Consider the following 18,897-nt stretch of genomic DNA (forward strand, 5'->3'; position numbering starts at 1 on the left):
ATCGGGCGGCCGAAGACGACGCGTTCCTTGACGTACTTACAGACCTTGTCGAGGAACCAGTAGCCGTCGCCGATACATTCAGCGGCGATCAGCGTCCGCTCAGCGTTCAGGCCATCGAGGATATACTTGAAGCCTTTGCCTTCCTCGCCGATCAGGTTTTCGGCGGGAATCTCGAGGTTGTCGAAAAATAGCTCGTTAGTCTCGTGATTCACCATGTTCGGGATGGGGCGAACCGTCATGCCTTTGCCGATTGCCTGATGCAGGTCGACCAGAAAGATCGACATGCCTTCGGATTTCTTCGCGACCTGATCGATCGGCGTGGTCCGCGCGAGCAGAATCATGAGATCGGAATGCTGGATCCGGGAGATCCACACCTTCTGACCGTTGACGACGTATCTGTCGCCTTTGCGCACGGCGGTTGTCTTGAGGCTGGTGGTGTCGCTACCTGTTGTCGGCTCGGTCACGCCCATCGACTGAAGTCGCAACTTTCCACTGGCGATTTCCGGAAGGTACCGAGCCTTTTGTTCTGCCGAACCGTGCCTGAGCAGCGTCCCCATGTTGTACATCTGGCCATGACACGCACCGGAATTGCCGCCGCTGCGGTTGATCTCTTCCATGATCACCGAGGCTTCCGCCAGACCGAGCCCGGAGCCGCCATACTCCTGCGGAATGAGGGCCGCAAGCCAACCGGCGTCGGTTAGCGCTTGCACAAAGGTTTCAGGGTAGGCGCGTTCCTCGTCGATCTTGCGGAAATACTCGGCGGGGAAGTTGGAACACAGATCGCGAACCGCTTCGCGAATGTCCTGATAGGGGTCAACGTTAGCCAGCACTTGTCTCTACTCCTCAGAGTTAATTTTGAAGAACTTACGCGAGTGTCGTTAGCGTCGCCTCGGAATCGACGCACAACACGCCATCGGAATTGGCTGCCCAGAGCTTCACTTCGGTCGATCCAGGGGCACGGGCTGCGTAGATAAAAAAGGGCGCGCAGTCAAAGAGCGGGTTGACCGCCTTGAACGAGAACGATGCAATCGATTCGCCAGGAAGGCTGCGCCGCAGGAGATTGATCAGCAATGTCGCAGTCAGTGGCCCGTGAACGACCAGCGCCGGATAGCCTTCCTGTTCCTGGGCGTAGGTGCGGTCATAGTGAATGCGGTGGCCGTTAAAGGTATCGGCGGAGTAGCGAAAGAGAAGGACCGGGTCGGGCACGATCTCCCGTTTCCAGGTGAACTCTGCCGGCGCGCTCGGGCCGGTTGCCGTGGTGTACGCCGTCGCCGCGGACTCGCGGTACACAATGTCCTGCTCCTCGGAAACCAGCGGACCTTCGAGGTCTTCCAGTTCGTGACGCAGGCGCACAAACACGAGCTTTCCGGTGCGCCCTTCCTTGGCGGCGACGTCGAGAATCTGCGACGTCCTGGTGATTTCGCTGCCGACCACGAGCGGACGTTCGAACCGGACGCGGCTGCCCGCCCACATCCGTCTGGGCAGTGGCACTGGCGGCAGGAATCCACCGCGTGCCGGGTGTCCGTCCGTGCCGATCTGTGACTGCGAAACGATGTGAGGAAAAAACGCCCAGTGCCACAGCGGAGGCAACGGAGAACCGACATGCGGGACGTCCTCATAGTCCAGCGTCGCGGCGAGTTGTTGCGCAAGACGTGGTGAGACGAATTCGCGTTCGGCCTGTGTGCGGCCGATCCAGGTGCGCAGGTAGTCGAGTTCAGCAGTCATGGGGGGCGTCGGGTAGCGTCGTTCACGCTAGATTGACGCACCGGCCTGCTCACTACAATTTGTGTGTGGAGAAGAGGGCTTTAAACGCAGACTAACTGCTGACGTTCAGGCCGGCAGGGGCTCATGATCGGTTTTGCACTTCTGCGTGAGGAGGTCGACCAGTTCCCGCGCGAAAGACGGCAACAGGTCAAGGTTGCGCACGCAGATCAGCAGATTGCGCGTCGCCCACTCGTCCTCGATTTCAACGAGCCGGATGTTCATGGTTTTCACATAGCGTACCGCTGACGAGCAAGGCAGCACGCCGATCCCGACGTTGGCCTCGATCATCCGGCACAGCGCTTCGAAGTTACCGACTTCAATGCGCACCTGAAGTTTCTTGTGCATGTCGCTTGCTACGCGGTTCAGAAAGGTGTGAATCGCGCTAGCTTCGGGCATTCCGACGAAGTCAAACCCGCTTGCCTCTTCAAACGGAATGGACGTCTTTCCGGCGAGGGGGTGCGCATTCGAGACCGCCAATATGAGCCGGTCTGAGCGGTACGGCAGGACTTGCAGCGATTCGGGCCTGACATTGCCGGCGACTATCCCGACGTCCGCTGTGCCTTCACTGACCGCGCGTACCACGTCATGGCTCAAGCGTTCGCGAAGCTCGACGTTCACGTCAGGATGTTCCGCGAGAAAGTTACGCAGGTCGTTAGGTAAGAATTCAGTTGTAGCGGTAGTGTTCGCAAAGATCCGCACATGACCTTTGATGCCGCGCGCGTACTCCTGCATGTCGCCGCGCAGCTGCTCGAGCTGCGACAGGACTAGCCGGGCGTGGTGAAGGAAGGCCTGGCCCGGCGGCGTGAGCGTAACGCCCTGGCTGGTCCGATACAGCAGCTTGGTCCCCATGCTTTCTTCCAGATTCTTGATCCGGGTGCTTGCCGCAGGGACGGACATATGAAATCGCTCGGCGCCACGCGTCAGGCTATCCGTCTCTGCGATACATGTGATGAGACGAAGATCAACGAGATCGAAATGCATGGTCATGTTACGTGCTCTGAATGAAGAGATGCTCGGTTGATCCAGTGTGGCAAAAAGCGGAAATCAATCTGGAGAAAGCGATGTTGATTACGTCGTTCAGCAACGGACGTTCGATTTGTTCGATACCGAAAGTGCCAAAGCAGCCCCACAGCAGGCCCTGAAAAAGGTGCGCTCCGAGTTTGTCCCCGACGGGTGTTCAGTTGCCTGTTGCGCAACCCGGGCCGCCGACGATCTTCAGCGTATAAACCGTCGACGCGCCCAACTGCTGTGGCGCGATCGGCTCGACCAGCCACGGAGGCAACTGATTCAGGTCCAATTCGCTCGGGCCCAACTCAAGCGTCGCATCCGCTGCCGTGATGGTCAGCGTGGGCAGCGATGCATGGTGGAACACGACAAAAAACGGATCGTTATACGTGAGGCTGCCGCTGGCAGTCGTTTCCTTCGTAGACGTCACCATACGTTTGACTTTGTCAGCCTCGACGATCCAGGCGTGCGCACGGCCTCGGGTCCGAACCGCCAGTTGCAGCGTGGCGGCATCGCTCTGCTGCAGCGCGGCTGACGACACGCGTGCCGGGTCTGTCGGATCGTCGTCATGCAGCAACGGGTGCATGAGCTCGTCGCCGGCGGGATCTTCGATCCGGTATAGATGGTTATCCGCCTGCTCGCGCCGGCACGAGGGATAACAGCTGGCCTGGGGCACGTCGATACGCTTGACCAGATGGCCATCGCTCACGAGCGCGATTCGGTCGACAAACTCGGTGACTTCGTAGCGGCCCGCATCGCCGGCCGTGCAGCGGGTGGCTTGAGGCGACGGGGGGCCGCTGACTGCGGATGGGGCGGCATGTGCGAGCACCATGAGCAGACACCACGGCGCCATGGCCCATTTGAGTGCTCTCATCGACGCTCCCGCATATGACGCTGAACCACGATGCCGCTGCGCGCCCGCAGCGGCCTCATTCAAATCAGCTTCAGATCAGTTCAGCCCGGCTCACGTGTGGCGGCTTCGAATTCCTTCAGGTCGAACCCCGGCTGGGCCGCTTGCACGATGGTCGGCAACGCGGCGCGGGCCAGCAGTTTGCGCGACGCCATATGGTCGCCCGGCCGGTTACACGATTCCACTGCGATCAGACGGCCGGAGCGGAAGCACAACACGCTCAGTTGCCGGCTCTCACCCGAACCGAGCAGGACCGTTTCATCGTGGCCATCGGAGAGCCCTGCGATCTGCAGTTTCAGATCGCCCTGGTCGCTCCAGAACCACGGCAACGCGGTGTAAGCCACAGGTTTGCCAGTCAGGCGTGCCGCGACATTGCGGGCCTGGTCGACAGCATTTTGCACCGACTCCAGGCGGATCGGCGCGCCGCTCCAGGCAGACGGAAAACTGACGGCGTCGCCGATGGCTGAAATTGAAGGATCGCTGGTCAGCAACTGCGTGTCGACGCAGATGCCGTTTTGCACGGCGAGGCCCGCGTCGGCGGCGAGGTCGGTGTTGGGTAACACGCCGATCCCGTACACGACCAGTTGCGCTGGCAGACGGCGGTTGTCGCCCGTTTCCACGGCCACCACCTGGCCGTTGTCGCCGACCAGCCGCGCGACGGTTTGCCCAAAGTCGAACTTCACGCCCCAGCCGGTATGCGCAGCGCTGAACAGCGTCGACATGTGCGTGGAGAGGGCGCGCGCCATCGGCCGCGTTCCGAGTTCGATCACGTGGACTGACAGGCCTTTGGCCGCCGCTACGGCCGCGAATTCGAGGCCGATGAAGCCGGCGCCGATCACGACCACGTCGCGCGCGGCCGCCACGCGTGGCGCGAGCGCGTCGGCATGTTCCAGCGTGCGGATGCCGAATACGCCGTCGAGTTCGATTCCCTCAATGGGCGGCACGCGGTTGCGCGCACCCGTGGCGAGCACCAGGTGGTCGTACGGCACGCGCTCGCCGCTCGCCAGTTCCACGCACTGCGCCTCGCGATCGATCCGCGTGACCCGCGCCTCGACCCGTTCGAGACGCTGTTGCTCGAACCATTCGTGAGTGCGAAAGCGCAGCGCCGTGGTGCCGATCTTGCCGAGCAGGTAAGCCTTCGACAACGGCGGACGCTGATATGGCACACCTGGCTCGTCGCCGATCAGCGTGATGCGTCCTTCAAAACCTTCCTGCCGCAGCGAAGCCGCAGTCTGATATCCGGCCTGGCCCGCACCGACAATGACAACGTTATTCAATGACATGAGAGGGATCGAGAGTACGAGTCGAGTAATCAGGCCAGATTCAGTGAATCGAATTTCGGGTAACGGCCGAGCGGCAGTAGTGTGATCGCGCCGAGCAGAAAGGCGGCGCCGCAGATCGACAGCATCGTCGTGTATGAGCCGGTCACGGTGTAGATCCGGCCGAATAGCCACGGTGCCAATGCGGCTGCGATGGTGATCAGCGCGACGTGCATGCCGAACAGGCGCCCGTAATTGCGCATGCCGAAGTAACGCGCAATCAGATACGCGGCAATGTCGAATTCAGCGCCGGCGCCGAGGCCGATCAACAGCGTCGCAACCGCGAGCGTGGCGGCGTGATCGGCGCTGGTGGTGGACAGCAGCAGACAACCCAGGGCGGGCATGGCGAGCGCGACCGCAGCGACCGCGGGTGCCCACAGGCGGTCGATCAGATAGCCGACCAGCAATCGGCCACCAATCAGCGAGAGTCCGAAGCTGCCGAATATATGACTGGCTTCGGCCGCCGAGAGCCCTTTGTCGCGCAGGAGCGGCACGGTGTTGCTGACCATCGAGACCGTTGCGGCCACCACGAGCGAGAGCGCGATATTGAGCGTCCAGAAGCGTGCCGAACCCATCGCGTCACGGAACGCGAGCCCCGTGTGCGCCCGCACCGGCGGCGCCGCGCGATGGCCGGCGGCACGCTCGCCACGGCCCGCAGATGCGTCTTGCGCGGCCGGTGTCTGCAACCACATCAGCACGAGCGGCAACACCAGAATCAACGGCAGCGCCGCCAGCAAAAGAAACGCGGCTTGCCAGTTCCAGCGGCCGATCACCCACGTCACTGCCGACGGAATCAGAATTGCCGAGAGGCCCGTGCCTGAGAGCATCACGGCAAGTGCCAGGCCGCGATTGCGCTCGAACCACAGGTTGACCAGATGCGTCCACGTGATGTGCATCGTGCCCATGCCGGCGATCGGCAGCAGCGTGCACATCAGATAGAGCCACCCGATCGAGTGGCCCATCGCCTGCATCAGCGACATCAGCGCATAGACGACGGCGAGTCCGATCAGCGACGCGATCGTCACGTGCCGCATCCCATAGCGGTCATTGAGCCAGCCGACAATTTGCGCGCCGATCACAGCACCGCCGAACAGAAAGCTGATCGCCGGTTGCAGTTCACCGCGGCTCCAGCCGAACGCATGTTGCAGCGGAATCACCAGCGAACCGAACGCATACAGCAGAGAAGCATTGGCGGCCACGCCAAGCCCGAGCATCGCCATCAGCACGGAGCGCCAGCCGGCGCGGAATTCGGTGAGATCGATGGCGGCGGATTGAGACGAGTCAGAAGGGGACATCGGCGGTTCCTTTACGGATCGGCAAGCGGCCACTGTGCGCACAAAACGCGCCTGGAAAGCAGCCCGCTGCGGGTATGATATTCCACATACAGAAAACGATTCTACATATAGATTGATGCGAATAACTCGGTAGATGCCCTGGGAGGAGACGCGATTGGTTGCGTCATCGGGCTAAAGTGAGCCGCGTCATTGCTTGACCAGCAGCACGCTGGCGCCGAGCGGACCACCGCCTGCCGCTGCAATCGCCACCTCATGTGGCGCGACCTGGCGTTCGCCGCCTCGGCCCCACAACTGCGTGCAGGCCTCGTACACATAGCCGAGGCCATGTGTACGTCCGCCGGACAGCTGGCCACCGTTGGTGTTCAACGGCAAGTGGCCGTCGCGCGCAATGCGCTGGCCGCCCTCGACAAATGCGCCGCTCTCGCCGCGCGGGCAGAGTCCGAGTCCTTCCATCCATAGCATGGTCAGGATCGAAAAACCGTCGTAGAGCTGTGCACTACCGACGTCCTTCGGCTTCAGATCGGTGCGCGACCACAGCATGCGTCCGACATCGAAGCAGGCGATCTCCGTCAACGAAATCTGATCCCACGACCATGGTTGATGCAGCGCGGAGCCGATGGCTTCGAGCCGGATCGGTGCGTTCGGCCCATTGCGCGCGAGGTCGGCGCGTGACAGCACGATGGCCGTGGACGCGTCGCAATGCACATCGCAATCGAACATGCGCAGCGGCGAGGAGATCATGCGGGATGCGAGGTAGTCGTCCATCGTCATTGCATCGCGAAACACCGCTTTCGGATTGAGCATCGCGTTGGCACGACAGGTCAGCGGAATCTGAGCAAGTTGCTCGGCCGTAGTGCCGTACTCGTGAAAGTGACGTTGCGCATACAGCGCCATCAGGTTGATGCCGGAGACGACATTGAAAGGCGTGTACCACTGCCAGAAATAGCTGCCGTCGCGGCCCACCGTCTTGTTGGTGAGCGCGCTGGCGGTCTTGTCCTTGAGGCGCGCGCTTGCCTCGGTAATGGTGCGAAACACCAATACGTGTTTGCACAAACCGGCAGCGATCGCCATCGCGCCGTTCACCAGACCCGTGAGCGGCCCGGGCCCTTCGTAGCCTGCGCCATACCAGTTCACCTTCAGGCCGAGTACATTCATCAGCGCATTCGGACCCACCGGCGAGAATGGGTTGCCGTTGTCGTTGTCTCCCGGCCAGCATGAAATCCCGTCGATATCTTCGCGAGTGAGGCCGGCATCGGCGATCGCTTCGAGCGCGGCGTCCACGCTCAACTGCATCGCCGTGCGGTTCGAAGGGCGGCCCACTTCCGATTGACCGATGCCGCTGATCGCCACGTTCTTCTCGAACAGGTTCTCGCTCATGCCGCGCTCCGTTCGGGATCGGCTTTAAAGAGTGGCAGCCACACGTCTTCCTGCTGTTCAAATTTCACGCGCACCGGCATGCCGATATGCACGTCCGCGACTGCACCGCCGACGATATTTGTGACGAAACGCAGGCCTTCGCGCTCCGCGAGTTCGACGATCGCGACGACATACGGCACCGGAAGGTCGGGCAGCCACGCCTGATGATTGATCGTGAAACTTACCACCTTGCCACGTCCAGAGACCGGCTTCGCGCCGACGTGCGACGACATGCAGCGTGGGCAGAGTGGCGCGGGCGGATGAAACAGATAGCGGCACGCATCGCAGTGATAGATGTTGAGCAGGCCGTGTTCACCGCCTTGCCAGAACGGCGCGGTTTCAGCAGTCAGAAGAGGAAGTTTTCTCGGCATGGATGCGGTTGATTTCGTATTGCCTGGCAGTTGACCGTCTGTTGATGTCGCCATAATATATGAACAGAAACGAGAAAAATGTATTAAATTAGCGAGAGCGGTGCAGGGTTTTCCCGCCAGGGAAATCACCGGGAAGCCCGGTCAAACACAGGAGACAGGCGTTCTTATGCCGACCAATCAACTCATCCATCGCAGAGTCATCGTCACGGGCGGTCTTGGTGCGTTAGGGCGCCAGGTCGGCGCCGAACTGAGCGCGCGCGGTGCACGTGTCGCGCTGGTGGATCGCGCTGCGAACGTGGCGACCGACGGCGTGGAAGCGGTATTCGGCGGTGTCGATCTGGGCGATGCGGCCAGCACCTCGAGCGCGTTCGAGCAAATCGCCGGGCGGCTCGGCGGAATAGACGCGCTGGTCAACATCGCGGGTGGCTTTGCGTGGGAAACGCTGGAGTCGGGCAGCATCGAAACGTGGGATCGTCTTTACGCGATGAACGTGCGCACGGCGGCGATCGCTTCGCATGAAGTCCTGCCTTATCTGCTGCGCGAGCAGAGCGCACGCATCGTGAATGTCGGCGCATTGGCCGCCCTGAAGGCCGGTGCGGGCATGGGCGCGTACGCGGCGTCGAAGGCGGGCGTCGCGCGGCTCACCGAAGCGCTCGCGGAAGAACTGAAAGACCGCAACGTCACCGTCAACGCGGTGCTGCCGAGCATCATCGATACGCCCGTGAATCGCGCGGATATGCCGGACGCCGATACGTCGCGCTGGGTCGCGGCGGACAAGCTCGCCGCAGTGATCGCCTTCCTGTTGTCTGACGATGCCAGCGCGATGACCGGCGCGTGCCTGCCGGTAGCGGGGCGCGTGTGATGGCGACCGCACTTTCTCATGACCTGAACGCAATGCCGCAGCCGGCCGCCGCGCTGAGCTGGCATGACGGCTTCCTGCTTGGCTTTGCGCAGATGGACGAGACGCATCGTGAGTTCGTCGACTGTGTGGCTGCCTTGCAGCAATGCGACGAGGCAGCGGTGCCGAGGACGCTCGCGGCTTTCGAAAAGCATGCGGTCGCTCATTTCGAGCAGGAAGAGCAATGGATGCAGGACACGAGTTTTCCCGCCGCCCAGTGTCACGCGGACGAACACGCGGCGGTTCTGCGCTCGGTACGCGAAGTTGCACAGATGCTGCGCGACGGTGCTGCCTGTCAGGTCGCGCGTGAACTCGCAGAAGCGCTCGCCGGCTGGTTTCCCGGCCATGCCGACTACATGGACGCGGCCTTATCCCACTGGATGAGCAAACGCACCCACGGCGGCCTGCCGGTGGTCCTGCGACGCGCCATGCCGGGCATCGCCGCCCCTGCGTTCGATTCATCCCTTCAAGCCGGAACCACTCGATGAGACTCGTCACTTTCCAATTGGCCGACGGCGCGCAGCGCTCCGGCGCACTGTTCGACAACGATCAGGCGGTACTCGATTTGCGCGAGGCGAGCCGCATCGTGCGTGGCGGCGACAGTGTCGCGTTGGCGAGTGTGCAGGCGTTGCTGACAGGTGGCGAGCCGTTGCTCGAAGAAGCCCGCGCGCTGCAGGCCCGCGCGCCCGCCGACGCGGTGCGGGAACGCAGTGCCGTGAAGCTGCTCGCGCCGATTCAACCGCCCACGCAGATGCGCGACTGCTCGTGCTTCGAACTGCACTTGCGGCAGAGCTTCGCCGCGGCGCGTCGTGCGCGCGCCTTGCGTACGCCCGACCCGGAGGCGACGCTGAAGGCGATGAACACGCGCGCCGACGATCGCGTGATCGACACCTTCAACCGTCAGCCGATCTACTACAAGTGCAACCGCTTCGCCGTGATTGGTCCCGACGACGACGTGATCTGGCCGGCCTATAGCAAGCTGCTCGACTTCGAGCTGGAGTTCGGCTGTTACATCGGCCAGCGCGCGAAAGACGTCTCGCGCGAGAACGCGCGCGCGCACATCTACGGCTACACGATCTTCAATGACATCAGCGCGCGCGACGCCCAGGCCACCGAAATGGGCGGTATGCTCGGCCCCGCCAAAGGCAAGGACTTCGATACGGCGAACGTGATGGGCCCATGCCTCGTCACCGCCGACGAACTGGGCGACCCGTACGACCTGACCATGATTGCACGCGTCAATGGCGAGGAATGGGGCCGCGGCAACACGCGCGACATGCGCTGGCAATTCGAGGACGTGATCGCGCATATCTCGCGCTCCGAGACGTTGCATCCGGGCGAGTTCCTGGGTTCAGGCACGGTCGGCAACGGCTGCGGACTTGAACAGCTCCGCTATCTGAAGCCGGACGATGTGGTCGAACTGGAAGTGGAGGGCATCGGCGTATTGCGCAGCAGGATCGTGCGGCCGATAGTGCAGGAGGTTGAAGCATGAGCGCCGTGCAAGTCGACGCCGCTCAAGCCGACGCCGCGCAACGGGCGCCAAGCACGCAACCAGCGCTGCTAGCCGGTTTGAAAGTAATCGACTTTGCCACTGGCCTCGCAGGCAGCGCCACCGCGTTGTATCTCGCCGAAGCCGGCGCGGACGTCGTAAAAATCGAACGCCCACGCCATGAGGCCGAGCGCAACGCGGCACTCTTTCATGTGCTCGATCGCGGCAAGCGCCGCGTGACCGATGGCGACCTTGCCGCGCAGCGCGACCTGCTCGATAGCTTGCTGCCGGATGCCGACGTGCTGGTCCACGACCTCACGCCCGCCGAAGCATCCAGATGGTCGCTGGACGACGCGCAATTGCGGCAACGCTATCCGGCGCTGGTCATCGCGAGCGTGGGCGGCTGGCCGCGCCGTCATGCGCTCACCGACGCTCCGGTGCGCGAGACGCTGGTGCTGGCGCGTCTAGGCATTCTTGACGAACAACCCGGGCATCGGCCTGGTCCGGTATTTATCCGCATGCCGTTTGCGAGCTGGATCGCCAGCTGGCTGAGCGCGGTCGGCGTCATGGCGCGGCTGATCGCGCGTGAACGCGACGGGCGAGGCGGCATTGCACATACGAGTCTGGCGCAAGCCGCACTCGTGCCGATGACGATGCACTGGTCGCGCGCCGCGCAGCCCACACCGGTGTTTGCCAAAGGGCTCGACAAGAGCGTGCCGATTCCGCTGCATCGTTGTGCGGACGGCCGCTGGATTCACGTGCATTACTCGCCCGACGCCGCGCCGTGGATGGCCGAAGCGCTCGCCGCGATGGGCCCGGACGAGGTGGCGCGCGCCAATGCGCAATGGCCGCCGAGCCATGTCGCGCCCAACTTCGGCGCGAACCGCGAAATCATCGCCACGCGCAATGCGCAGGACTGGGTCGAACATTTCTGGGCGCACGACGTCGCTGCGCAGATCGCCGTGCCATTCGGCGAGATTTACGCCGATGAACAGGCACGGCTCAACGGTTATGTGGTCGGCGTGGACGATCCGGTTTTCGGCAGGACGTCCCAACCCGGACCGGCTTATCACGTCGATCCGCCGGCACGTGTGCGCGGACCTTTGCAAGCACCGACGGCAGCACGCGATATCGACTGGTCGGACAAGAATCGCTTTGGCGCCACCGCTCGCGCGGATTCCGGCGTCGCTAATGGCGCTCGCGCGTCAGGCGCCGCGTCTCCGGCATCCCGTCCGCCGCTCAACGGTCTCAAGGTATTGGACCTCGGCGCTTATCTCGCCGGTCCGTTTGCCTGCATGGTGCTTGCCGATCTCGGCGCCGACGTCATCAAGGTCGAGCCGCCCGCGGGCGACGCGATGCGACGGCTCGAGCGGGCCTTCGCCGGCACGCAACGCGGCAAGCGCGGGCTCGCACTGAAGCTCGGCGCCGAAGGCAGCAAACCCGTCATCGAAGCCCTTGCAAAATGGGCTGACGTCGTTCACCACAACGTGCGGCTGCCGGCGGCGCGCAAGCTCGGCATCGCGCCCGACCAGTTGCGCGCCATCAACCCGGCGCTCGTCTGCGCGCATGTCAGCTCGTATGGTCCGCAAGGTCCGCGCGCCCATTGGCCGGGCTTCGATCAGTTGATGCAGGCGGCGCTCGGCTGGGAGACGGAATCGGGCGGCGAGGGCAATCCGCCGAGCTGGCTGCGCTTTGGCGTTGGCGATCACCTGGCGGCCTTGTCGTCGGTATTCGCGGTGTTGCTCGCGCATCTCGCGCGCATGCGGACCGGCGAGGGACAGGCCGTCGCCTCGTCGCTGCTCGGTGCGATGACGTTGACCGCGAGCGAAGCCGTCGTGATCGATCGGGGGCGCGCCTTGACGCCGATGGCGCATCTCGACGCGGGCCAGCACGGCATCGCGCCGACGCATCGCCTCTATCGCTGCAAGGATGGCTGGATCGCCGTGGCCGCGCTGAGTGCTGCGGAGGGCGACGCCTTCACGCGGTTCGCCGGCAAGGAACCCGAAGTCACGCTTGCCGCGTTTGACGTCACGGCGGCACTGAGCACCTTGCACGCAGCAGGCGTACCCGCCGAGCCCGCATTGGAATCGCAAAGCGACGCTTTCCTCGACAGCGCCGACCATGCCGCCGCCGGGCTGCACGCTACGTACAGCCATGCCGTCTATGGCTCGCTGCAGCAGATCGGCGCGTTGTGGGACTTCGACGACTTGCCACTCGTCATCGAACGGGCGCCGCCCGCGCTCGGCGAGCACAGCCGCGAGGTGCTGGAGATGCTGGGTTTTGACGCGCAACACATCGAACAGCTGGTCAATCAGGGCATCACGCGTATTTGAGCGCCACGGAGACAAGGACAATGAACGAACTGGATTTCACCGGCAAGAACGTGCTGGTGGTGGGCGGCTCGAGCGGTATCGGTAACGGTATTGCCCAGGCGTTTCTGCAACGCGGCGCGACGGTACATGTGTGGGGCACGCGCGCTTCGGTATCCGATTACGCGGATTCGATCGATTCGAATCTGACGGGGCTGCACTACGTCCAGGTGGACGTCTCGGAGTCGGCGAACATCGAACGCTGCGCACTGCCGTTCGATCGCCTCGACGTGCTGGTGCAGGCGCAAGGCACGGTGCTATACGACCGTCAGGAGTTCAAGACGGCAGGCTTCAAAAAGGTGCTCGACATCAACCTCACCAGCCTGATGGCCTGTGCGGACCGTTGCTTCGAATCGTTGAAGGCGGCACGCGGCGCGATGATCATCGTCAGTTCGGCAGCAGCCTTTCATTCGACGCGCGGCAATCCCGCGTATAACGCGTCGAAAACCGGCGCCTTCGGTCTGACACGCACGCTAGGCGAAGCGTGGGCACGCGACGGCATCCGCGTGAACGGCATCGCGCCCGGGCTCGTGGAAACCAAGCTCACGCGCGTGACGACCGCCGACCCGAAGCGGCTCGAAGGCGCGCTACGGCGCATTCCGCTCGGCCGCCTCGGCACGCCCGCGGACATGGCCGGCGGCGCACTGTTCCTGGCGTCACCGCTGTCCGCGTACATGCTCGGCCAGACCTTGCTGCTCGACGGCGGCATGTTGCTCGCCTGAGTCTTATTCGCACGCTTACCTCAAAGAGGAATCGCATGTCCTGGGACTTTGAAACCGATCCTGACTTTCAGACCGAACTCGACTGGATCGAGCAGTTTGTGCGCGACGAAGTCGAGCCGCTGGAACATGTATTGGGCAGCCCGTGGAATATCCATGATCCGAAGTTTCAGATTCTCGTGAAGCCGTTGCAGCAGCAGGTGAAGGATCGCAAGCTGTGGGCTTGCCACCTCGGGCCCGAACTCGGCGGCCCGGGCTACGGACAGGTCAAGCTCGCGCTGATCAACGAGATTCTGGGCCGCGCGCTGTTCGCGCCGATCGTCTTCGGCTGTCAGGCGCCCGATTCCGGCAATGCGGAAATCCTGGCGCATTACGGCACTGAAGCGCAGAAGGTGCGTTATCTCGCGCCCTTGCTGGCAGGCGATATCGTCTCCTGTTTCGCGATGACCGAACCTCAAGGGGGCGCCGATCCCAAAGTCTTCACGACCCGTGCGGTGCGCGACGGCGATGACTGGGTGATCAGTGGGCAGAAATGGTTTGCGTCGAACGCACGGTTCGCGGACTTTTTCATCGTGATGGCGATCACCGATCCGGATGTCTCCGCCTACAAGGGCATGTCGATGTTCATCGTGCCGGCGGGCACGCCGGGCCTAAGCATTCTGCGCAATGTCGGTATGGCCGACGAGCCTGAAGCGACGCACGCCTATCTGGCCTTCGACCAGGTGCGCGTGCCGGCCGACCATATGCTCGGCGCACCCGGTGAAGCCTTCGTCGTCGCCCAGGTGCGGCTCGGCGGCGGCCGTGTGCATCATGCGATGCGCACCATCGGTCTCGCGCAGAAAGCGCTCGACGCCTTGTGCGAGCGCGTGCTGTCGCGCCACACGCAGGGCAGCGTGCTCGCCGACAAACAGATGGTGCAGGAAAAAATCGCGGACTCGTGGCTCGAACTGGAGCAGTTCCGCTTGCTCGTGATGCGCACCGCGTGGCGCATCGATCGCTACCAGGACTACCAGAAGGTGCGCAAGGACATCGCCGCGGTGAAGGCCGCGATGCCGAAGGTGCTGCACGACATCGCGGCGCGTGCGCTGCATGTGCATGGTTCGATCGGCGCTTCTTCGGAGATGCCGTTCGCCGGCATGATCTCGCGCGCCTTCCAGATGGGTCTCGCCGATGGCCCGACCGAAGTGCACAAGGTCACCGTCGCCAAACAGTTGCTGCGTGACTACACGCCGTGCGCGGACCTGTTCCCCGCGTACCATCGGCCGACCGCGGCCGCGGCCGCCGAGCGGAAATTCCGCGCGGCGCTTGGCTAACCCGCTCACAGGAGGTCGTGATGACGAATTCCGCCTGGCAAGCGGCCGTGAACCTCGAGCGGCTCACGCAATGGATGGATGCGCGGTCACTCGAAAGCGGACCGATTGTCGACGCGCAGCCGCTCACGGGTGGCACGCAAAACATCCTGTTGCGCTTCAGCCGCGGGGCGCGCGAATTCGTTCTGCGCCGGCCGCCCTTGCACGCACGGCCTGAAGTGTGCGCGACCATCGCTCGCGAGGCGCGCGTGCTGGGTGCATTGGCAGGCACCGCGGTGCCGCATCCGGCGTTGTTCGGATCCTGTACGGACGATGCCGTGCTCGGCGCACCGTTCTATCTGATGGCGCCGGTGGCAGGGTTCAATGCTTCGGCGGCGGCGCTGCCGGATTTTCATGCGCAGCCGCAAGCGCAGCAACGCATGGGTTACTCGATGGTGGATGCGCTGCTGCGGCTCGGCGAAGTCGATCCGTTGGCCGTCGGTCTCGGCGACTTCGGCAAACCGCAGGGCTTCCTCGAACGGCAGGTCGCGCGTTGGCGCGCGCAGCTGGAGCATTACCTGGTGCATGCAGGCTGGCCCGGTCCGGCCTCATTGCCGGGCGTCGTCGAGGTCGCGGAGTGGCTGGAAGCGAATCGTCCCGCGCCGTCGCGCACCGGCATTCTGCACGGTGATTTTCATCTGGCTAACGTGATGTTTCGCAATGACTCCGCCGAACTCGCGGCGATCATCGATTGGGAACTGGCCACTGTCGGAGATCCCTTGCTCGATCTCGGCTGGCTGGTGGCGACTTGGCCGAATGCCGAGGGTCAGGGCGCGGGAACGATACGCGTCACACCGTGGCTCGGATTTCCGAGTGCCACCGAGCTCGTCGGCTACTACCGCGAGCGTAGCGATCGTGATTTATCCGCGATCGATTGGTATGTCGTGCTCGCGCGCTTCAAGCTCGGCATTCTGCTAGAGGGGAGTTATGCGCGGTCGTGCGCGGGCAAGTCATCGGCGGAGCTTGGTAGCAAGCATCATGCGTCGGCTGTGCGCCTGCTCGGGCAGGCCAAAGATCTGATTGCACAACTGGCGTAACGCGAGGCACGACAGCGACGCTTGAAGTATTCGACAAGATCAGAAACACGGAGACAGACATGGACATCCAGAACAAACGCGTGATCGTGACCGGCTCGGCGAGCGGCATCGGCGCGAGTGCCGTGAAGGCGCTAGTCGCTGCGGGCGCGAAAGTGGCGGCACTCGATCTGAACGACGAAACGGGCCGCAATATCGCCGCAGAGGCATCCGCAAAGGGGCCGGGCGTGGCGCATTACTTCTGCTGCGACGTCAGCCAGCGCGCGCAAGTCGACGACGCTTTCAGCACGGCGGTGGAGCGCATCGGCGGGCTCGATGCGCTCGTGAATATCGCTGGCGTTGAGCGTAAATCGCCGGCGGAATCGATCACCCAGGAAGATTGGGACCTGATGTTCGACGTCAACGCGCGCGGCACGCTCAACACCAATCAGGTCGCCTTCGCGCATCTGAAAGAACATGGCGGACGGATCATCAACTTCGCATCGGCGGCGGGCGTGATGGGCGTGCCGGGGCTCGCGCATTATTCGGCGGCCAAGGCAGCGGTGCTCGGCTGGACCCGAACGGCGGCGAAGGAATGGGGCAAATACGGTATCACGGTCAATGCGTTGGCGCCCGCCATGTGGACCCCGATGTACGAGAAATTCCGCGCCCGGCTGGATGCCGGACACCTCGCCGCGCATGACGCTTTCATGGCGCAGCAGATACCGCTCGGCGGTCGCCTCGGCGACCCCGACACGGCGATGGCGCCCGTGCTGCTCTTTCTCGTCAGCGACGGCGCGAACTTCATCACCGGACAGACGCTGGCGGTAGACGGCGGTCTGATGATCCCTTGAGCGCGGCGGCACAGAATGACTGAACGTCTACAAGGCCAGGTTGCGCTGATTACCGGCGCCGCCAGCGGCATAGGCGCCGCGACGGCCCGGCGCATGGCGGCGGAAGGCGCCACGGTCGTGCTGGCCGATATCGACGCCGACGCGGGTGCTTCTCTGGCGCGGGAACTGGCGAATGCATCGTTCGTGCGCACCGACGTGAGCGTCGAAGCACAGGTTGCTCAGGCGGTCGAGCATGCGTTGCAACGGTATGGCCGGCTTGACTGTATGGTGAACAACGCGGGGCTGGTGGGCGCGTTCGGCTCGATCCTCGAGACCGACGCCGCCGCCTGGCACGCCACGCTCGCTGTGCTGCTCGATAGCGTGTTTTACGGCATCAAGCATGCCGGTCGCGCGATGGTGCGTCAAAAGAGCGGCTGCATTCTGTCGGTGGCCAGTACTGCCGGCGTAATCGGCGGGCTCGGGCCGCATGCTTACACCACGGCCAAACACGGTGTGATCGGGCTCACGCGATCCGCCGCCTCGGAACTTGCGCCCCACGGCGTGCGCGTGAACGCGGTCGCGCCGGGTACGACCGTCACCAACATGATCGTGCAAGGCCGCGGCAGTCTCGAAGCCGCGCTCGACGCAGCCGCTGCGGCATCGCCTCTCGGTACGCCTCTGATGCCGGAGGAAATCGCCGCGGCGTGCGTCTACCTGGCAAGCGACGATGCGCGCCATGTCACCGCGCACACGCTGGTGATCGATTCCGGCGTGACGGTGGCGGGCGCGTCCGGCAGCGGCCAGTTTCATCAGCGCGCGGCGGGTTTCATGGGTCGCATGCCGGAAGCAGTAGATCGAACCGACCGAACAGATCGACCTATTTGAGCAGCGCGCGCCGCGCATTGACGTGTCGTGCGCGCATTTCGAACACCACGCCGCCGCCCGCATGACATTCGCGTAGCGACGGCGTCCCTACACGGCCCAACACAGCCATCCCCCCGCCATACCAGGAGAAAGTCCCATGCTGATCGACGTCCACGCCCATCTTTTCACCCCCGCGATGCTCAAGCGTCACGAGTTCTGGGGCCCCTTCATGAAGACCAAAGGCCTGACTGTGGGTCATTTTTCGCTCGGCACGACGCAACCGTCGAAAGCGCGCGACGACGAAGAAGCCGAAGCGAATCTGCTCGCGCGTATGACACACGAGGCGCGCCGCAAGCTGATGACCGAGCGTGGCGTCGACAAGCTGGTGCTGTCCACGCCGTCGCATGCGTTCATGTACTGGGCCGGCGAATTCGGCGACGAATACGCGCGCATCTGTAACGACGAACTCTCGGCCTTTTGCGCCAAGGACCCGGAACATTTCGCGTTCTGGGCGCATGCGAACCTCGCCAATCCGGCCGAGGCCGCGCGCGAAATCGAACGCGCGGTGACGCAGCTCGGTGCAAAGGGCGTGTGTGTGGGCGGCGCCAATTTCAATGGTCTGGAAGCGTATAGCGAAGAACTGTTCCCGGTGTGGGAGCAGCTCGAAAAACTCGATGCGCCGATCATGGTGCACGGCTTCAACCAGTCGATCTACTGGGGCGAAAATCATACCAACGACAAGTTCGAGACCACGTCGATCGTCGGCGACTGCTTCGACGAGACGCTGTTCTTCTGGAATCTGATCAACGGCGGCGCGCTCGATACGTTCCCCGGCTTGAAGACCTACATCACGCACGCGGGCGGCATGGCGATTTTCCAGCTTGGACGCCTGAACGATCTCAATCGCGTGATGGCGCCAGACTCGCGCAACAAGCGTCCGGTGATGGACTATCTGCCGAACTTCTACTTCGACCTCGATGTGCACGCAACTGGCTTGCGCCGCGGCGTGGTGGAGGTGGTGGGTGCGGACAACCTGCTGTACGGCACGAACTTCGGCGGCGCGTACGATCATGGCGATCTGACCGAAGGCCTCGGACTGTCGGAGACGGACCGCGAGAAGATCCGTAGCGGCAATGCCATCAAGCTGCTGAAGCTTGACGTCAGCGAGCAGGTCGCCGCCTGAAGCAGTAGCGCGGGAAGAAGCAAAGCGCGCAAAGAAGTCTGCAACGCGCAACGGCACGGTGCCTCGTGGCGCCGTGCCGACTGTACCCAATAAAAAAGAC

18 protein-coding genes are annotated in these 18,897 nt (G+C 63.4%); 10 read left to right on the forward strand and 8 right to left on the reverse strand.

The window, feature by feature from the left end:
- The 8 genes from BM438_RS15690 to BM438_RS15725 form a co-directional block, all read right to left on the reverse strand.
- The coding region (locus BM438_RS15690; protein ID WP_425270738.1) for an acyl-CoA dehydrogenase family protein at positions 1-827 on the reverse strand (827 nt) is incomplete at its 3' end.
- Positions 828-864: 37 nt separating this feature from the next.
- The gene (locus BM438_RS15695) at positions 865-1,725 is read right to left on the reverse strand and encodes an HTD2 family dehydratase (RefSeq protein WP_093635147.1); all 861 of its coding nucleotides are present in this window, start codon (positions 1,723-1,725) and stop codon (positions 865-867) included.
- A 105-nt stretch (positions 1,726-1,830) separates the two neighbouring features.
- Positions 1,831-2,751, reverse strand: coding sequence for a LysR substrate-binding domain-containing protein (locus tag BM438_RS15700; RefSeq protein ID WP_093635148.1), 921 nt, complete (start codon positions 2,749-2,751; stop codon positions 1,831-1,833).
- A gap of 190 nt (positions 2,752-2,941) precedes the next feature.
- The gene (locus tag BM438_RS15705; RefSeq protein WP_143131709.1) at positions 2,942-3,643 is read right to left on the reverse strand and encodes a hypothetical protein; all 702 of its coding nucleotides are present in this window, start codon (positions 3,641-3,643) and stop codon (positions 2,942-2,944) included.
- Between the two features lie 80 nt (positions 3,644-3,723).
- Entirely contained in the window at positions 3,724-4,962 is a 1,239-nt protein-coding gene (locus BM438_RS15710) for an NAD(P)/FAD-dependent oxidoreductase (protein ID WP_093635150.1), read from the reverse strand.
- Positions 4,963-4,991: 29 nt separating this feature from the next.
- The gene (locus BM438_RS15715) at positions 4,992-6,293 is read right to left on the reverse strand and encodes an MFS transporter (RefSeq protein WP_093635151.1); all 1,302 of its coding nucleotides are present in this window, start codon (positions 6,291-6,293) and stop codon (positions 4,992-4,994) included.
- Positions 6,294-6,479: 186 nt separating this feature from the next.
- Positions 6,480-7,670: a thiolase family protein gene (locus BM438_RS15720; protein ID WP_093635152.1), complete on the reverse strand. Its 1,191-nt coding sequence runs from the start codon at positions 7,668-7,670 to the stop codon at positions 6,480-6,482.
- Positions 7,667-8,080: a Zn-ribbon domain-containing OB-fold protein gene (locus BM438_RS15725; RefSeq protein WP_093635153.1), complete on the reverse strand. Its 414-nt coding sequence runs from the start codon at positions 8,078-8,080 to the stop codon at positions 7,667-7,669. The genes BM438_RS15720 and BM438_RS15725 overlap by 4 nt, the downstream gene beginning before the upstream one ends.
- Positions 8,081-8,246: 166 nt before the next feature.
- On the opposite strand from BM438_RS15725, the gene BM438_RS15730 reads away from it, so the two are divergent.
- From BM438_RS15730 to BM438_RS15775, 10 genes are all read left to right on the forward strand, one after another.
- Positions 8,247-8,942 carry an SDR family NAD(P)-dependent oxidoreductase gene (locus BM438_RS15730; protein ID WP_093635154.1) on the forward strand — a complete coding sequence of 232 codons (696 nt, stop codon included), beginning with the start codon at positions 8,247-8,249 and terminating at the stop codon, positions 8,940-8,942.
- The gene (locus tag BM438_RS15735; RefSeq protein ID WP_244179378.1) at positions 8,942-9,466 is read left to right on the forward strand and encodes a bacteriohemerythrin; all 525 of its coding nucleotides are present in this window, start codon (positions 8,942-8,944) and stop codon (positions 9,464-9,466) included. The genes BM438_RS15730 and BM438_RS15735 overlap by 1 nt, the downstream gene beginning before the upstream one ends.
- A complete protein-coding gene (locus BM438_RS15740; RefSeq protein WP_093635155.1) occupies positions 9,463-10,470 on the forward strand; it encodes a fumarylacetoacetate hydrolase family protein in 1,008 nt (335 codons plus the stop codon). The genes BM438_RS15735 and BM438_RS15740 overlap by 4 nt, the downstream gene beginning before the upstream one ends.
- Positions 10,467-12,800, forward strand: a complete 2,334-nt coding sequence (locus BM438_RS15745; protein WP_093635156.1) for a CoA transferase — start codon at positions 10,467-10,469, stop codon at positions 12,798-12,800. Before BM438_RS15740 ends, BM438_RS15745 begins: the two co-directional genes overlap by 4 nt.
- A 20-nt stretch (positions 12,801-12,820) precedes the next feature.
- Entirely contained in the window at positions 12,821-13,558 is a 738-nt protein-coding gene (locus tag BM438_RS15750) for an SDR family NAD(P)-dependent oxidoreductase (protein ID WP_093635157.1), read from the forward strand.
- Between the two features lie 35 nt (positions 13,559-13,593).
- The gene (locus BM438_RS15755; RefSeq protein ID WP_093635158.1) at positions 13,594-14,868 is read left to right on the forward strand and encodes an acyl-CoA dehydrogenase family protein; all 1,275 of its coding nucleotides are present in this window, start codon (positions 13,594-13,596) and stop codon (positions 14,866-14,868) included.
- A gap of 20 nt (positions 14,869-14,888) precedes the next feature.
- Positions 14,889-15,941, forward strand: a complete 1,053-nt coding sequence (locus BM438_RS15760; protein WP_093635159.1) for a phosphotransferase family protein — start codon at positions 14,889-14,891, stop codon at positions 15,939-15,941.
- A gap of 59 nt (positions 15,942-16,000) precedes the next feature.
- Complete coding sequence (locus BM438_RS15765; protein WP_093635160.1) at positions 16,001-16,771, forward strand: SDR family NAD(P)-dependent oxidoreductase; 771 nt, start codon at positions 16,001-16,003, stop codon at positions 16,769-16,771.
- 15 nt (positions 16,772-16,786) lie between these two features.
- A complete protein-coding gene (locus BM438_RS15770) occupies positions 16,787-17,635 on the forward strand; it encodes an SDR family oxidoreductase (protein ID WP_093635161.1) in 849 nt (282 codons plus the stop codon).
- Positions 17,636-17,771: 136 nt separating this feature from the next.
- Positions 17,772-18,797, forward strand: a complete 1,026-nt coding sequence (locus BM438_RS15775; RefSeq protein ID WP_093635162.1) for an amidohydrolase family protein — start codon at positions 17,772-17,774, stop codon at positions 18,795-18,797.
- Positions 18,798-18,897 lie beyond the last annotated feature (100 nt).

The organism is Paraburkholderia aspalathi, assembly GCF_900116445.1.
Lineage (GTDB): Bacteria > Pseudomonadota > Gammaproteobacteria > Burkholderiales > Burkholderiaceae > Paraburkholderia > Paraburkholderia aspalathi.

Coding starts and splice junctions, on each gene's coding strand:
- BM438_RS15695 (WP_093635147.1), bottom strand. CDS start 1,725: ATGACTGCTGAACTCGACTACCTGCGCACCTGGATCGGCCGCACACAG.
- BM438_RS15700 (WP_093635148.1), bottom strand. CDS start 2,751: ATGACCATGCATTTCGATCTCGTTGATCTTCGTCTCATCACATGTATC.
- BM438_RS15705 (WP_143131709.1), bottom strand. CDS start 3,643: ATGAGAGCACTCAAATGGGCCATGGCGCCGTGGTGTCTGCTCATGGTG.
- BM438_RS15710 (WP_093635150.1), bottom strand. CDS start 4,962: ATGTCATTGAATAACGTTGTCATTGTCGGTGCGGGCCAGGCCGGATAT.
- BM438_RS15715 (WP_093635151.1), bottom strand. CDS start 6,293: ATGTCCCCTTCTGACTCGTCTCAATCCGCCGCCATCGATCTCACCGAA.
- BM438_RS15720 (WP_093635152.1), bottom strand. CDS start 7,670: ATGAGCGAGAACCTGTTCGAGAAGAACGTGGCGATCAGCGGCATCGGT.
- BM438_RS15725 (WP_093635153.1), bottom strand. CDS start 8,080: ATGCCGAGAAAACTTCCTCTTCTGACTGCTGAAACCGCGCCGTTCTGG.
- BM438_RS15730 (WP_093635154.1), top strand. CDS start 8,247: ATGCCGACCAATCAACTCATCCATCGCAGAGTCATCGTCACGGGCGGT.
- BM438_RS15735 (WP_244179378.1), top strand. CDS start 8,942: ATGGCGACCGCACTTTCTCATGACCTGAACGCAATGCCGCAGCCGGCC.
- BM438_RS15740 (WP_093635155.1), top strand. CDS start 9,463: ATGAGACTCGTCACTTTCCAATTGGCCGACGGCGCGCAGCGCTCCGGC.
- BM438_RS15745 (WP_093635156.1), top strand. CDS start 10,467: ATGAGCGCCGTGCAAGTCGACGCCGCTCAAGCCGACGCCGCGCAACGG.
- BM438_RS15750 (WP_093635157.1), top strand. CDS start 12,821: ATGAACGAACTGGATTTCACCGGCAAGAACGTGCTGGTGGTGGGCGGC.
- BM438_RS15755 (WP_093635158.1), top strand. CDS start 13,594: ATGTCCTGGGACTTTGAAACCGATCCTGACTTTCAGACCGAACTCGAC.
- BM438_RS15760 (WP_093635159.1), top strand. CDS start 14,889: ATGACGAATTCCGCCTGGCAAGCGGCCGTGAACCTCGAGCGGCTCACG.
- BM438_RS15765 (WP_093635160.1), top strand. CDS start 16,001: ATGGACATCCAGAACAAACGCGTGATCGTGACCGGCTCGGCGAGCGGC.
- BM438_RS15770 (WP_093635161.1), top strand. CDS start 16,787: ATGACTGAACGTCTACAAGGCCAGGTTGCGCTGATTACCGGCGCCGCC.
- BM438_RS15775 (WP_093635162.1), top strand. CDS start 17,772: ATGCTGATCGACGTCCACGCCCATCTTTTCACCCCCGCGATGCTCAAG.